Here is a 15831-nt window from a genome sequence, read left to right as displayed (position 1 = left end):
ATATATGTTCAAATTTATGAATAAAAAGCTTTATGTTAGACAAGTTCTTTCGGTGCAACGAATTTGCGGTATGCACCGTGATGTGTTGGTCCTACATATTCGTTAATCTTAAATGAATGACGAATTGCAGCTGTGATGAATTCTTTCGCAGTTTTTACTGCTTCTTTCACAGTTTTTCCTTTTGCAAGTTCTGCTGTAATTGCAGCAGAATATGTACAACCTGCACCGTGTGTATTTGTCGTATCAATCTTTTCTGATTCTAGAAGATCGAATGTTTCTCCGTCATATAATACATCAATAGCAGTTTCTGTTCCTAGTTTGCTACCACCTTTAATTAGTACGTATTTAGCACCTAAAACGTGGATTTTCTTTGCAGCTTCTTTCATGTCCTCAAGAGAATTAATTTTCACACCACTTAATTGGTATGCTTCAAATAAGTTTGGCGTTACAACTAATGCCTTTGGAACAAGAACGTCACGTAAGCAGTCATTTGTTTCAGGATGTAACGCTTCATCCGCTCCTTTACATACCATAACAGGATCAACTACTACATTTTCGAAATTGTGCTTTTCAATTGTTTCCGCAACCATTTCGATAATTTCTACTGATCCAAGCATACCCGTTTTTAAAGCATCTACGCCAACGCCTTCAATTGTTGTTTCTAATTGTGGTTTTAATGTAGAAGCTGCGATTGGGAATACGTTATGTGCCCAACCGTTATGTGGGTCCATTGTTACGATTGTCGTAAGTGATGTCATCCCATATACGCCAAGTTCTTGGAATGTTTTTAAATCTGCTTGTATACCAGCACCGCCACTTGTATCAGAACCAGCGATTGTAAGTGCTTTATTTAATGTCATTATGAAAGCCCCCTCAAGTGATATAATGAAAACTATGTTTTCACTATTATATCAATGTTACGAATAAGTACAAAGTGAAAAGTAGATGATTTATGTTAAGTACTATTTAAAATCTTGTATGTAGGAGACGAATTATGTTTCAAGAGAATCGTACAAATGAATTAGTTATATTGAAAGAGATTGCAGAAACGTTGAATACCTCAAATGATACATATCACGTACTTCAAGCTGTGTTAGAAAAACTATTGAATGTAACTGGTTTAACGACAGGATGGATTTTCCTTGCGGATGAAAATGGTAGATATACAAAATTAATTGATTACCAATTACCAGAGGGATTGAAATTCGAAAATAAACGACCAATGTGTGAAGGGAATTGCTGGTGCCTACACAGCTTTGTGGAAGGGAAATTAGAGCGAGCAGTTAATATTATTGAATGTAAGAGAATTAATAATGCAATTGAATACAACTGGGGAGATACAGAAGGGATTGTACATCATGCGACAGTACCGCTCAAAGCAGGTGGAGACGAATTTGGCGTATTAAATGTAGCTAGCCCAGGTAAAACACATTTTTCTGAAGAAGAATTAGTACTATTACAATCAGTTGCCTTTCAAATTGGAACGGCATTAAAGCGTACAAAACTGTATGAAAATGAAAAGAGAAGAGCTCATTATTATGTAAAGTTAGAACGCTTTATTCAAGCTTTAAGGACAATTCATAAATTTAATGCATTACCAGAAGAGATTGTAAAGCAAATAGGGAGTTTATTTCTATGGGAGCAAGTTGCATTCTTTATTAGAGAAGAAAATGAACTAGCTGTGAGAGCTTCTTATAAGAAGGGTGAACTACAAGATGATTTGAGGGCGGCAGCACAGGAAGCGTTGGAAAAAGAAGAGTCTGTCTTGTTGAAGCGTCAGGTTGGTAATATAGAGCATCCCAATAGGGCAGTTATCGCTATTCCGATACATATTCAAAATCATATATTTGGAGTATTAAGTGTAAGTTCTAATAATGGAGAATTTGATATAAATACGATAGATGTAGTACAAGCGTTAGCAAATCATATTTCGTTAATGATAGAGAACTTAAGATTAAATGAAAAACGTCGTGAACTTGTACGAATGGAAGAACGTAATCGTTTAGCTAGAGATTTACATGATTCTGTGTCACAAAAGTTGTTTTCATTAACCTTTATGACGAAAGGCGCTGAAGCTGTTTTAAAGGGTAAAAATGAAAAGGTAGACCAGTCTTTGCATGAGATGCGTGAATTAGCACAAGGCGCCTTGAAAGAAATGAGGACATTGATTTGGCAACTCCGTCCGGCTGGATTAGAGAAAGGGTTATTACCAGCTTTAAAGCAATATGGTGAAAGTTTAGGGTTGAAAATTCGGGAACAAGTTACAGGTGTGCGTGATTTGCCGCGCGTAGTAGAAGAAGCGCTATGGCGAATTGGACAAGAAGCTTTAAATAACGTAAGTAAGCATGCTGATGTAAGAGAAGCAACGATTTATTTCAAAGTGACAGAGAAGAATGTATCATTAGAAATAGTGGATCAAGGAAATGGGTTTGTAGAAAAGGATGTAAAAGAGAAGAAATCGCTCGGTATGACTACGATGCGCGAAAGAGTAGAGTTAGTTGGTGGAACGATTAAAATTGTAAGTAGTAAAAAACGAACGAGTGTAAAAGTAAATGTACCATTATGATGTGAAAATGAGGGAAGTTTGTGAAAATAAAAGTATTATTAGTTGATGATCATACAGTTGTGTTAAAAGGATTAGCATTTTTTCTAAGTACACAGGAAGACTTCGAATTAGTCGGGGAAGCAAACAATGGGAAAGAAGCGTTAGTAAAAGTAAGTGAAACGAGTCCAGATGTTGTATTAATGGATTTATATATGCCTGAGATGGATGGAATTGAGGCAACAGCTTGTATTAAAAAAGAATATCCAAACGTGAAAGTAATTGTATTAACTAGTTTTTCTGATCAAGCACATGTATTGCCAGCATTAAAAGCTGGGGCAAGTGGATATATTTTAAAGGATGTGGAACCAGATCAACTTGTTGAAGCGATTCGAAGCGCGTATAAAGGTAATATTCAATTACATCCAGATATAGCAAATGCTCTTCTTTCTCAAACTTTACCGGAGGAAGAAAAAGAAGAAGAACCTTCCGTTCAAGTGGATGTGTTAACAGCGAGAGAAAATGAAGTATTGCAGCTATTGGCGAAAGGGATGAGTAATAAAGAAATCGCTTCTGTTTTAGTTATTACAGAAAAAACGGTAAAAGCTCATATGAGTAGTATTTTGAGTAAGTTACATTTATCTGATCGCACACAAGCAGCATTATATGCAGTGAAAAATGGAATTGTATAAGACGAAAGTCGTAAGACCTAGTTCGCCTTTAGAAGGTGGACTTTTTTTATGGAAAAATACGTCTATGTGAGGACGAAATTGTCTTGATATAAAGATAAAATGTATTTGTAAGCAACAACAATTATAAGGGAGTACCCTTTTTCGTAAGTGATATATAACAACATAAGAGTGAGTAGTAGGAGGAAAAACAATGGCAACAGTTTTATTTGTAAAAGCAAACAACCGTCCGGCGGAACAAGCAGTTAGTGTGAAATTATACGAGGCATTTTTAGCAAACTATAAAGAAGCACATCCAAATGATACAGTAGTAGAACTTGATTTATATAAAGAAGAATTACCATATGTAGGCGTAGATATGATTAATGGTACATTCAAAGCAAGTAGAGGATTTGATTTAACAGAAGAAGAAGCAAAAGTGGTAGCAGTTGCTGATAAGTATTTAAATCAATTCTTAGAAGCTGATAAAGTAGTTTTCGGTTTCCCATTATGGAACTTAACGATTCCGGCCGTATTACACACGTATATTGATTATTTAAACCGTGCTGGTAAAACGTTTAAATATACACCAGAAGGTCCAGTTGGGCTTATTGGAGATAAGAAGATTGCTTTATTAAATGCACGCGGCGGCGTATATTCTGAAGGACCAGCAGCTGAAGTAGAAATGGCTGTTAAATATGTAGCAAGCATGATGGGCTTCTTCGGCGCAACAAATATGGAAACGGTAGTTATTGAAGGACATAACCAATTCCCAGATAAAGCAGAAGAAATCATTACAGCAGGTCTTGAAGAAGCGGCTAAAGTAGCAAGTAAATTTTAATTAAAAACATAATCGTCACTCGAAAAAAGTAGCATTAACATGTAAACGTTAATGCTGCTTTTTTTATATTTTAAGTTCGTCAGCCAGTTTCTCTAATTGAATTCGATTTTGTATGTAATAGGTTCTTCCTTCTTTTTTTAAGTAGTTTTGCTGGCAAAGCTGGTTTAATACATATAAAAGATGGCGGTAACTGACGTTCAAGTATTCTGAGGCCTCAGTATGTTTTTCCATATAGCAATTATTTTGTTCCGTTAATAGAATAAACGCAGCTAATCGATTTTCGAACGGATAACTATAGTTTTTGGCGTAATTTTCCGTTCGGGTAATTGTTTTTTCTCCAATAAATTTGCATAGTTTCTGTAGAAAGGTAGCATCTTGCAATAAAAGGTGCTGACAATCTTTAAGAGGAAGCGCTAAGCAAATACAATCTTCAATCACTTCAACTGCTTTTGTAACGGATTCTACGCCAATTAATCATAATTCCCCAATGAACGAAGGTGCTTGAATAAAATTAATTAATGAAACCTTCCCGTTTTTATGACTCATATATATTTTTGCTTTCCCGGAAATTAAGTAATAGAGATAAGAGAGGTCGATTCCCTCATTACATATCATCTCTTTCTTTTGAAAAGAATGCAGTTCTACATATGGTAAGACATTAAAGGAAAAAAGAGTATGAAATTGGTGAATTTGCATGTGTTGATAAATTTCTTTCTCATTTTTGCTGGTTTTCATATTTTCACCCCTGTTTGTAGTATGAGATATCTCCTATTATTTTTACAAGGAAGAATGATACGATTTATGTAAATTTGTTTTTGTAGAAAAGAGGGTGTGAGGGGTTTATGAAAAAATATAAAACATTGCTATTTGATGTGGATGATACGTTACTAGATTTTCAAAAGGCTGAGAAAATTGCTTTACGGATGCTTTTTGAAGAGAAGGAGCTTCTTTTAACTGATGAGATAGAGGATCGTTATAACAAAATAAATAAAAGTCTTTGGGGTTCTTTTGAAAAAGGTGAAATAACGCGAAATGAAGTTGTAAATACACGATTTTCCATTTTGTTTAAAGAGTACGGGGAAGAAGTAGATGGAATATTATTCGAAAATAATTATCGTAGCTACTTAGAAGAAGGAAACCAACTCATGCAGGGTGCGTTTGAATTTATAAATCAAATTCAAAGTAAGTATGATTTATATATAGTGACAAACGGTATTTTTAAGACGCAAGATAAACGTTTGCGTAATGCAGGATTACATGCATTGTTTAAAGATATTTTTGTTTCTGAAGATACGGGATTCCAAAAGCCGATGAAAGAGTATTTTGATTATGTTTTTGAACGTATTCCTAACTTCGCTTCTGAAGAAGGGCTCATTATTGGGGATTCGTTAAGCGCCGATATTAAAGGTGGATATGTAGCAGGAATTGATACTTGTTGGTTTAATCCAGAAAAGAAATCAAATGATAGCGAGATTGTGCCAACATATGAAGTGCATAAGTTTGAAGAATTATACGCACTATTAAAGCAGCATGTATAATACAAATAGGCAGTGGAACTTTTGTCCCCACTGCCTATTTGTATTAATTTTTAGTTTCGTTATGTTTAGGAAGCGGAAATGCATTACCAATTGCCGCCGCCCCGAGCATCGGTAATAATAAATTGAGCGGGAAAAACATGAGTAATAGTAATGTTATAGCTATTGGTTTTCTTAATGCATAGCTTGAAATAGCTGTCGTGACGATGGCTACAGAAGCTATTGGATCTATAGGGATAATAGAAGCTATAGCATATCCGATACTTGATCCAGCAAATATAATTGGGAAAATATGTCCGCCGCGCCAACCCGTATTTAAACAAACGGCAGTAATACATAATTTTAAAACCCCTGAAAGAAGTAGTACCCAGAAAGATAAATGGCTCCATTCAACGACTAAATCTTTTAATTGATGTTCCCCTGAAAATAACGTATACGGGAGAAAAGTTCCTGTAACTCCTAATAAAATACCGCCTATAATTCCAAGTGATACCTTGTATTCCCTGAAGGGGTGGATTAATTTCTCTAATGTGAATTCTAATTTGAAATAAAAGAAACCAACTATAGCACCAATGCTAGCAAGTGGTAGAAAGGCGATCCATTCATTAAGAGAAAGGGAACCTTCCCCGAAATCAACAATAAAGGATCCACGATTATCGAGTTTACTAAGCAATAAATAAACGGAAAAACCAGCAAAAGTGGTAGCTAAATATACAATTGCTTTTTTTCCTTTAGAAAATTCGTTAATTTGTTCACCCTCATTTTCATTCGGAGCTAAGAAACCGAATAATGGTGCATTAAAAATTACACTTAAAGTAGCACCAATTCCAACTTCTGTTAGTTCATTCATCCCTTTTAAAGCAAATTTAAAGCGATCTCCTACCCATGTACAAAGTCCACCGATAATTCCAACAAGTGCTGCTTCTGGGCCTAAACTAGCTCCAAATATTAAAACGATAATCGCAGTTAAAGTAGCTTTATGTACAAAACTGTATTCAATTCTACCTGTTTTTTTATATTCAGCCATCACTTCCGGCATAAGGCGTGGATATGTACCGAAGTATTTTTGTGTTAAACCAACGAGGATACCACCGATGATTGTTACACAAACGGTGTAATAAGGGGGAGAAGAGAAAATAGTAGGTAAGTATCCCCAAATAAAGTGAATTCCGATATTTATTGTAACTAAAAATAACCAGACTGTAGCTCCTACTATAGAGCCTAAAAGAATGCCATATAGGACGAGTATATAGTGCATGTCCTTTTTATTTGTCATGTTGTACCTCCGTTATGTAAGTTTTAATGTAGAAAGGATTGAATATGCTAGTGTGAAATGAATTGAATATATATAGTATCTTTTTGAGGGATTGGCTTATTCAATATATTGAGATCTCATGAAAATTTGAAACCAACGCGGTTAAACCACTTATTTAATTCTATATATTGATCGGAGTTTTTAAAAGGTCTTTTTCAAATAAATATGGAATATATTTCTTTTGTTGTTTATATTAAATTCCTTACATTTAATTTAGAACATTCAGAAAAACCATTTGACATCAGGAAATTATTGCTATAAAATCAACGGTAATTGCATAGTCTTATCAAGAAAAGGTGGAGGGACAGGCCCGATGAAACCTTGGCAACAGCCGAATAACGGAATTGTGCCAAATCCTGCAGGTAATAATCCTGAGAGATAAGAAAGAGCCTTTAGAGCGTGTTTTCAAACTGCTCCTTTCTTGTTTTCAGGAAAGGGGTAGTTTTTTATTTTGCATAAAGTGAAACTTTAATCAGTGGGGGTTTTGTCCCTCTCCCACTGATTATTAGCCTTCACCAATCGGGCAGTTATCTCCCGCATAACTTCCTCGCATTCGCTGAATTTTGAGGTGGGAGTCTTACTGCCCGCAAATAGGGGGATAAAAGAAAGGAGAATGAGAGATGGGAGAATCATGGGGGAAAGGAACGATTTGTGTGCAAGGTGGCTATACGCCAAAAAATGGTGAGCCGCGTGTTTTGCCACTTTATCAAAGTACAACGTATAAATACGATACGTCAGATGATTTAGCAGCACTATTTAATTTAGAGGCAGAAGGATATATATATACGCGTATTGGAAATCCTACTCTAGCTGCATTTGAGCAGAAGTTATCAGATTTAGAAGGCGGTGTAGGGGCTGTTGCAACAGCTTCTGGGCAGGCAGCTATTATGCTTGCGGTTTTAAATATTTGCAGTAGTGGAGACCATTTACTTTGTTCTTCAACTGTTTACGGAGGAACGTTTAATTTATTTGGAGTGAGTTTGCGTAAGCTTGGCATCGATGTTACGTTCTTTAATCCTAATTTAACGGCAGATGAAATTGCGGCACTTGCTAATGATAAGACAAAACTCGTTTATGCAGAATCGTTAGGAAATCCAGCAATGAACGTTTTGAATTTCAAAGAACTTTCAACGGCAGCAAAAGAATTAGAAGTACCTTTTATCGTTGATAATACATTAGCGACGCCTTATTTATGCCAGGCGTTTGAACATGGGGCAAATATCATTGTCCATTCTACAACGAAATATATTGATGGCCATGCAAGTTCTCTAGGCGGCATTGTAATAGATGGAGGGAACTTCGACTGGACAAATGGAAAATATCCTGAGCTTGTCGAATCTGATCCGAGTTATCACGGCGTAAGCTATGTTCAAAATTTTGGAGCAGCAGCGTATATTGTGAAAGCGCGTGTTCAATTATTAAGAGACTATGGAAACTGTATGAGCCCATTCAATGCATATATTAGCAACATTGGCCTGGAAACATTGCATTTACGAATGGAGCGTCATAGTGAAAATGCTCTCGAAGTTGCTAAGTGGCTTGCTAATCATGATCGTATTGAATGGGTGAATTATCCGGGGTTAGATAGTAATGAAAGTTACTCGTTAGCACAAAAATATTTGAAAAAAGGTGCTAGTGGAGTTTTAACTTTCGGTATTAAAGGCGGATTAGAAGCAGCAAAAGAATTTATCGCAAATGTAAAACTTGCAACTCTTGTAACGCATGTAGCTGATGCAAGAACTTGTGTAATACATCCTGCTAGTACGACGCACAGACAATTAAGCACAGAAAATCAGCGTTTAGCTGGCGTTACATCTGATTTAATCCGTTTATCGGTCGGTATAGAAGATGTTTCTGATATTATTGCAGATTTAGAAGCGGCGCTAGTCGGAGGCAAACAACATGCCGATCATAATTGATAAAGATTTACCAGCTCGCAAAGTATTGCAGAAGGAAAATATTTTTGTAATGACGAAGGAGCGAGCAGTAACACAAGATATACGTGCTTTGAAAATTGCTATATTAAATTTAATGCCTACAAAGCAAGAAACAGAGGCGCAATTACTTCGTTTAATTGGAAATACACCGTTGCAATTAGATGTTCATTTACTTCATATGGAATCGCATCTGTCTCGCAATGTAGCGCAGGACCATTTAACGAGCTTCTATAAAACATTTCGTGATATTGAGAATGAAAAATTTGATGGACTCATTATTACAGGAGCACCAGTTGAAACTCTTTCTTTTGAAGAGGTAGATTATTGGGAAGAGCTTGGACGTATTATGGAGTATTCAAAAACGAATGTAACATCGACGCTTCATATTTGCTGGGGGGCACAAGCAGGTTTGTATTATCACTATGGTGTGCCGAAGTATTCTCTTGCGGAAAAAATGTTTGGTGTATTTGAACATGAGGTTCGCGAGCAACATGTGAAATTGTTACAAGGGTTTGATGAAGTGTTTTTTGCTCCGCATTCTCGTCATACAGAAGTACGAGAGAGCGACATTGAAAAAGTGAAAGAATTAACGTTATTAGCCAATTCTGAAGAAGCGGGTGTTCATCTTGCTATTGGGCAAGAGGGAAGGCAAGTTTTCGCACTCGGACATAGTGAATATAGTTGTGATACGTTAAAGCAAGAATACGAGCGGGACTGCCAAAAAGGGTTAAATATTGATGTGCCAAAAAATTATTTTAAACATAATAATCCAGATGAGAAGCCACTTGTTAGGTGGAGGAGTCATGGGAACTTATTATTCTCTAATTGGCTGAATTATTATGTGTATCAAGAAACCCCTTATATATTGTAAATAAAGTGAAACTTTAATCAGTGGTTTTTTTTTCATCCCCCACTGATTATTAGCCTTCACCAATCGGGCTTTTACGGGCAGTTGATCTCCCATCTAACTTCCTCGCATTCGCCGAATTTCGAGGTGGGAGTCTTACTGCCCGTTAATGCGGGATAAAGATTGTGTAACACGTGGTAGCGTTTTCCTTGTAAAGATTAACCTTTATTTTTCCGAATGTTCTAAATTAATTGTTTTTCTGATTTTTCGTCTATATAATTCATCTAAACACAATTTTTGAGGGGTGGACAGTATTATGAAAGAAATTCAAGTGGGGTTATTAGGTCTTGGGACAGTTGGTAGTGGTGTAGTTCGTATTATTACAGATCATCAAGAACGACTTATACACCAAGTAGGTTGTCCAGTGAAAGTAACGAAAGTATTGGTGCAAAACATTGAGAAAGAGAGAGAGGTCGACGTGCCTTCTACTCTATTAACACAAAATGTGAATGAAATTTTAGATAATCCTAATATTGATGTTGTCATCGAAGTAATGGGCGGGATCGATGATGCAAAAGTATATATTTTGCAAGCTTTAAAAGGCGGAAAGCACGTTGTGACTGCAAATAAAGATTTAATGGCGTTACACGGAGCGGAACTCTTAGCGGTAGCAAAAGATAACAAGGCTGATTTATTTTACGAAGCAAGTGTAGCTGGAGGGATTCCAATTTTACGAAGCATCGTAGAAGGACTTTCTTCAGATCTTATTACGAAAGTAATGGGAATTGTAAATGGAACGACAAATTTTATTTTGACGAAAATGTCAGACGAAGGGAGAGCATATAACGACGTGTTAAAAGAAGCTCAGCAGCTTGGATTTGCAGAAGCAGATCCAACATCAGACGTAGAAGGTTTAGATGCAGCAAGAAAAATGACGATTTTGGCTACTCTCGGTTTCTCTACAAATGTAGAGCTTGGAGATGTGAAGGTAAAAGGAATTACTTCTATTACAGCAGAAGATATTGAATATAGTAAGAGCTTAGGCTATACAATTAAATTAATTGGTCTTGCAAAGCGAGATGGCGAGAAATTAGAGGTTACAGTTGAGCCGACTTTACTTCCAAATGCACACCCTCTTGCGGCAGTGCAAAATGAATATAATGCTGTCTATGTGTATGGTGAAGCGGTAGGAGAAACGATGTTTTATGGTCCGGGAGCAGGAAGCTTACCGACAGCGACAGCTGTTGTTTCTGACCTAGTTGCTGTAATGCAAAATATTAGGCTAGGTGTAAACGGAAATAGTGCGGTATCCCCGCAGTATAAAAAGGTACTAAAAGAGCCAGATGAAATTGTTGTGAAAAAGTTTTTAAGGCTTCATGTGAAAGACGAAATTGGTGTATTTGCAAAAATTACATCATTGTTCTCTGAGCGCGGTGTTAGTTTTGAAAAGATTATTCAAATGCCACTTGAAGAGAAAGGGAAAGCAGAAATCGTAATTGTGACGCATCGTGCTTCTCTTGCGGATTATGAGTACATTCTACATACATTGCAATCGTATGAAGAAATAGATTGTGTGAAAGCAAACTATCGAATTGAAGGAGATGCTAAGTAGTATCTCTTCTAATAAAACGAAAAACCCTATTAAGCGGCTTGCTTAATAGGTTTTTTTCTATTTAAAATTTGCGTACCAACTTGAATAAATGCTTGAATAATCCAACCTGTTGTAAAGGATAAGATAATTGTTCCAAAATAGATTGGTCCATCTAATAAGAAGCTTAATGTTAAAAATAAAAAAGCTAATGAAATTTCCGTTCTTCTAAATGTCCATTTCTTTTTTTCAGCAACAGTTAAAACGAAAGCCTCTTGAGGTGCCGCGCAAAGGTTTGTAGAGACGTAAAGACCGATCCCAGCTCCGACGAATAGATTTCCGCAAATAAGTGTTATATATTTTGGAAGAGAGCGGATAGCGTCCATAATAGTCGTAATAGAACCAACCCAATCAACAAAAAGAGAAATAAGAATCATTGTGACAATTGTGCCGATTGTAATTTGTTTTTTGTCCCAAAAGAGTACGATCAGGGTAAAAACAAAGTTAATCATGAAAATCCAAAAACCAATACTTATCCCAAAATTTTGATATAGTGCAATAAAGAAGGAATCATAAGGGCTAAGTCCAAAGGAAGTAATTGTCGTCATCATATTAATACCGATGGCGAGAATGAGTAGACCGCCAATAAAAAATATATATTCTAATTTGAATCGAAGCATAGTTGTATATCCTTTCAAAATGTATTTGCTAGGAAAGGATATATTGTGGAAAGCTTACCAGGTCAAGAGAGAATTTCTGCGAATAGGGGAGAATGAGATGACTAATATAAGAAAGATTGCTGAACTTGCTGGGGTATCTGTTTCAACTGTTTCACGTGTACTCAATAATCATCCGTACGTGAATGAACAGAAACGAAAAGAAATTTTGACGATTATAGAAGAATTAAATTATACGCAAAATGTGAATGCTATTCATTTAGTGAAAGGAAAAACGAATGTAATTGGCGTATTATTGCCGCACGTAAATGATCAATATTATAGTGCTATTATTGGGGGGATATCAAAGGAAACCGCAAAGAACAATTATAATATGATGCTTTGCCAGACAAATTATAGTGAAGAAAAAGAGCTTGAAATTTTACATATGTTAAAAATGAAAAAGCTTGATGGAGTAATTATATGTTCACGGACAAATAGTAAGGAAAAACTTGAAGAGTATACGAAGTTTGGTCCAATTGTGATGTGTGAGGAAGTGGATTCGAATTTCATTTCGAGTGTACATATTGATTACTACAAAGTATTTTTGCGCGGGATGAAAAGCTTAATAGATGCTGGTCATACACGTATCGGATATTGCATTGGAAGAAGTAACAGCATTAATAGTCAAAGAAGGAAACAAGCTTATGAGGATTCACTTCAACAGATTGCTGTAACACCGTTAGATGCCTGGAAGTTTAAAGGATGTTTTACGGTGGAAGATGGGCGCAATGTAGTCAGGGAATGGGCTCGTATGTCTGTAAAACCGACGGCGTTTCTTGTATCTTGCAATCATATTGCTGCAGGAATGGTAACGGAGGCGAAAAAACAAGGAATTCGTATCCCAGAGGATATTACGATTATCGGATGTGATGATCAAGAGGTGGCAGATATATTAGGTATTACGACGATTTCGCATTCTAGTAAAAATGTTGGTGTAAAGGCATTTGAATTATTATATGAAAAGATTAATGATGAGGAAATAGATGTGAAACATGTAGAGTTATTACCAAATTTGGTAGATAGGGAAACGACATAATAGAGAAGGTGCGAGAATCGCTTTTCGAAAATTCGTTTGGTATAATTATGGACAATCTATAGGAGCTAAAGGGGTTTTGATATGAGATCAAAATTAGTAAAAGTAATTCTACTCATTACAATTGCGTCTTTCTGTTTATTTGCATACGGTTTTGTTTCGGGTGTGAATGATGTATTAAATCCGAAAGCTTCAAAATTAATTACGAAGACTGACGTAGTGGCAAAAGAGAAAAAGAAAACGGGAACGTTACAAATAGTTAGTTTAGGTGATTCATTAACGCGCGGCGTTGGTGATAAAGAAGGAATTGGCTATATTGGACGAATGAAAGAGGATTTACAAAAAGATTATAAACAAAAAGTTGCACTAACCAATTTGGCAGTTAGTGGTGCGAAAATGCCCGATTTATTAAAACAAATTGAAAGCAGCGGAGCTCAATATTCAATTAAGCAAGCAGATGTAATTGTTTTAACAATTGGAGGAAATGATTTGTTCCCAGGATGGGAATCGCTCGGAAAGATAGATTTAGAGACATATCGTCCTGATACGGAAACGTTTCAAAATGAAGCAAAGAAAATTATAGAAGAAATTCGTAAATTAAATACAGATAGCCCTATTTTTTGGCTAGGTTTATACAATCCTTTTGAAGATGTAGAAGATTTAAAAGGGTCTTCAAACATTGTTGTAGACTGGAATGCATCTTTAGAGAAGTTAGCATTAAATAATAAAAGTGTATATATTACACCGACATTTGATTTATTCCAAAACCGCGGTAAAGATTTATTATACTCTGATCATTTTCATCCGAATGAAGTAGGCTACACATATATGGCAGAGCGATTAGTCCAAAACGTCGTAAGTAAACTAAAACTAGAACAAGGAGGGATAAAATGACGATGATACTTTCCGTACGAGACGTGAAGAAGGTAATTGGAAAGAAGACACTTGTAGAAGACATTTCATTTGATGTAAAACAAGGAGAAGTGTTTGGCTTTTTAGGGCCGAACGGAGCCGGGAAAACGACAACAATTCGAATGTTAGTCGGACTGATTAAAGCGACAGAAGGTACTATTTCTATTGGTGGTTATTCTATTAAGGAAAATTTCAGAGAAGCGATGCGTCAAATTGGAAGTATCGTTGAAAACCCAGAGCTTTATACATATTTAACGGGATGGGAAAACTTAAAGCAATTTGCGCGCATGCTTGGTGATATATCAGATGAACGTATTATTGAAATTGCAAAAATGGTTCATTTAGATGAGCGTATTCACGATAAGGTAAAAACATATTCCCTTGGTATGAAGCAGCGCCTCGGAATTGCACAGGCGCTTCTTGGAAACCCCAAATTGCTCATATTAGATGAACCGACGAATGGTTTAGATCCAGCTGGGATTAGGGAACTGCGAGAATTTATACATAAGCTTGTAAAAGAAGAAAATATGAGTGTATTTATTTCGAGTCACTTATTAAGCGAAGTACAAATGATATGCGACCGTGTTGCTATTATTCATAAAGGAAAAATGATAACAGTTGCACCTATTGAAGAGTTGATCAAAACAGCGAGTGATCGTGTAGAATGGGTCGTTACACCGATTTCCAAAGCGAAAGACATGTTAGACGCTGCTGAAGAGGTAGAGGAAGTTAGTATAGAAGATGAGCGTTTACTATGTCGTATGGATGTTGCGTCTATTAATGTTTGGAATAAGCACTTTGTAGAAAACGGGATAGATGTACATAGCGTCAAAGAGCTTGTATTTACGCTAGAAGATTTATTTATTGAACTTACAAGGGGTGAGCAACATGCGTGAATTTGCGAATCTAGTTTTAAATGAATCAGAAAAGATTTATCGTAAGAAACGGATTGTTGTTGTCATTCTTATTTTAGCAATCTTGATTCCGCTTTTTGTGTATGCTCAGTATCGCGAAATAGAAACGACGCAAAAAAGGCTCGGTACGACCGATTGGAAAGTATCATTACAGCAACAAATTGTTGATTCACAAAACCGTTTGAACAATTCTAGATTGCCAGAAGAATGGCGAGATTGGCTAAAAGTAAGGGTGGAACAGCAACAATATTATTTAGATCATAATATTAATCCGACTGCGCCAGGGGCACCAACATTTGTGAGGGCGTTTATTGAACAAGGAATAACGTTATTTATTCCATTGCTCGTTATGATTGTCGCCATTGATATCGTTTCAGGAGAACGAAGCGATGGTACGATGAAAATGCTTCTGACGAGGCCGATTCGGCGCTGGAAAATACTCCTTAGTAAATATGTGACGATGCTATTTTTCATTTCGCTCATATTGTTTCTTGTCGGTTTGTTTGCTTACGCATTATCAGGGCTTGTATTTGGATACTCTGGATGGAATTTACCTGTTTTAACTGGATTTGTTATTGATAAGGAAACATTGAATACGAACTTTGTACATCTTATTCCGCAGTGGCAATACATATTAATGGCGTACGGACTAGCTTGGTTTGTTGCCATTATGGTTGGAACTATATCATTTATGGTTTCCGTTTTAATTCGTAATACACCAGCTGGTATGGGCGTTATGTTAGCTGCGTTAATTGCAGGCGGCATTTTAAGTTCATTCGCAACGTCTTGGGAAGGTGCGAAATACATTTTTAGTGTCAACTTATCGCTAACGGATTATTTATCAGGAAAACTGCCTGCATTACAAGGATTATCAATGGGATTTTCTTTAATGAATTTAACGGTTTGGGCAGTAGTATCTCTTATCATTTCATTTGTAGTATTTACAAGGCAGGATATGGTGAATTAATTGGATAGGAAGT

General features: G+C 36.2%; 14 protein-coding genes, 1 pseudogene and 1 riboswitch. Of the genes and pseudogenes, 11 read left to right on the top strand and 4 right to left on the bottom strand.

Annotated features, from left to right (window positions below; genetic code table 11):
• Positions 1–35: 35 nt before the first annotated feature.
• Positions 36–860: a pyridoxine/pyridoxal/pyridoxamine kinase gene (pdxK, locus tag MR071_RS09075; RefSeq protein ID WP_242235764.1), complete on the bottom strand. Its 825-nt coding sequence runs from the start codon at positions 858–860 to the stop codon at positions 36–38.
• 134 nt (positions 861–994) lie between these two features.
• On the opposite strand from pdxK, the gene MR071_RS09070 reads away from it, so the two are divergent.
• From MR071_RS09070 to MR071_RS09060, 3 genes are all read left to right on the top strand, one after another.
• Positions 995–2566 (top strand): GAF domain-containing sensor histidine kinase, encoded by a 1572-nt coding sequence (locus tag MR071_RS09070; protein ID WP_105586758.1) that lies wholly within the window; start codon positions 995–997, stop codon positions 2564–2566.
• A 20-nt stretch (positions 2567–2586) separates the two neighbouring features.
• Positions 2587–3234 (top strand): response regulator, encoded by a 648-nt coding sequence (locus tag MR071_RS09065; RefSeq protein ID WP_105586759.1) that lies wholly within the window; start codon positions 2587–2589, stop codon positions 3232–3234.
• A 190-nt stretch (positions 3235–3424) separates the two neighbouring features.
• Positions 3425–4051, top strand: a complete 627-nt coding sequence (locus tag MR071_RS09060; RefSeq protein ID WP_000246731.1) for an FMN-dependent NADH-azoreductase — start codon at positions 3425–3427, stop codon at positions 4049–4051.
• Positions 4052–4114: 63 nt separating this feature from the next.
• Here the strand turns inward: MR071_RS09060 and MR071_RS09055 are convergent.
• Positions 4115–4786, bottom strand: a pseudogene (locus MR071_RS09055) (transcriptional regulator YeiL).
• A gap of 107 nt (positions 4787–4893) precedes the next feature.
• On the opposite strand from MR071_RS09055, the gene MR071_RS09050 reads away from it, so the two are divergent.
• A complete protein-coding gene (locus MR071_RS09050; protein ID WP_242235762.1) occupies positions 4894–5589 on the top strand; it encodes a YjjG family noncanonical pyrimidine nucleotidase in 696 nt (231 codons plus the stop codon).
• Between the two features lie 43 nt (positions 5590–5632).
• Here MR071_RS09050 and MR071_RS09045 read toward each other — a convergent pair whose 3' ends face one another.
• Entirely contained in the window at positions 5633–6862 is a 1230-nt protein-coding gene (locus tag MR071_RS09045) for a chloride channel protein (RefSeq protein ID WP_105586761.1), read from the bottom strand.
• A gap of 319 nt (positions 6863–7181) precedes the next feature.
• A riboswitch (SAM riboswitch) is annotated at positions 7182–7286 on the top strand.
• Positions 7287–7521: 235 nt separating this feature from the next.
• Here MR071_RS09045 and MR071_RS09040 point away from each other — a divergent pair.
• From MR071_RS09040 to MR071_RS09030, 3 genes are all read left to right on the top strand, one after another.
• Positions 7522–8820 carry a bifunctional O-acetylhomoserine aminocarboxypropyltransferase/cysteine synthase gene (locus MR071_RS09040; protein ID WP_242235760.1) on the top strand — a complete coding sequence of 433 codons (1299 nt, stop codon included), beginning with the start codon at positions 7522–7524 and terminating at the stop codon, positions 8818–8820.
• Complete coding sequence (gene metA / locus MR071_RS09035; RefSeq protein ID WP_242235758.1) at positions 8804–9709, top strand: homoserine O-acetyltransferase MetA; 906 nt, start codon at positions 8804–8806, stop codon at positions 9707–9709. The genes MR071_RS09040 and metA overlap by 17 nt, the downstream gene beginning before the upstream one ends.
• A 292-nt stretch (positions 9710–10001) precedes the next feature.
• Positions 10002–11297: a homoserine dehydrogenase gene (locus MR071_RS09030; RefSeq protein ID WP_242235755.1), complete on the top strand. Its 1296-nt coding sequence runs from the start codon at positions 10002–10004 to the stop codon at positions 11295–11297.
• Between the two features lie 29 nt (positions 11298–11326).
• On the opposite strand, the gene MR071_RS09025 is transcribed toward MR071_RS09030, so the two are convergent.
• On the bottom strand, positions 11327–11953 hold the full coding sequence (locus tag MR071_RS09025) for a YczE/YyaS/YitT family protein (RefSeq protein WP_071744015.1): 627 nt from the start codon (positions 11951–11953) through the stop codon (positions 11327–11329).
• A 97-nt stretch (positions 11954–12050) separates the two neighbouring features.
• On the opposite strand from MR071_RS09025, the gene MR071_RS09020 reads away from it, so the two are divergent.
• The 4 genes from MR071_RS09020 to MR071_RS09005 all read left to right on the top strand — a co-directional run bounded on the left by MR071_RS09020 (position 12051) and on the right by MR071_RS09005 (position 15818).
• A complete protein-coding gene (locus MR071_RS09020) occupies positions 12051–13028 on the top strand; it encodes a LacI family DNA-binding transcriptional regulator (protein WP_242235754.1) in 978 nt (325 codons plus the stop codon).
• Between the two features lie 81 nt (positions 13029–13109).
• Positions 13110–13919, top strand: a complete 810-nt coding sequence (locus MR071_RS09015; RefSeq protein ID WP_105586766.1) for an SGNH/GDSL hydrolase family protein — start codon at positions 13110–13112, stop codon at positions 13917–13919.
• A complete protein-coding gene (locus tag MR071_RS09010; protein WP_105586767.1) occupies positions 13916–14833 on the top strand; it encodes an ABC transporter ATP-binding protein in 918 nt (305 codons plus the stop codon). Before MR071_RS09015 ends, MR071_RS09010 begins: the two co-directional genes overlap by 4 nt.
• Positions 14826–15818, top strand: coding sequence for an ABC transporter permease (locus MR071_RS09005; protein ID WP_242235752.1), 993 nt, complete (start codon positions 14826–14828; stop codon positions 15816–15818). The genes MR071_RS09010 and MR071_RS09005 overlap by 8 nt, the downstream gene beginning before the upstream one ends.
• The last annotated feature ends 13 nt before the right edge of the window (positions 15819–15831 follow it).

Source organism: Bacillus cereus group sp. BfR-BA-01316, assembly GCF_022664195.1.
Classification (GTDB): domain Bacteria; phylum Bacillota; class Bacilli; order Bacillales; family Bacillaceae_G; genus Bacillus_A.
The sequence above is the reverse complement of the archived record's forward strand: the minus strand, read 5'-3'. Positions and strand labels throughout refer to the sequence as shown.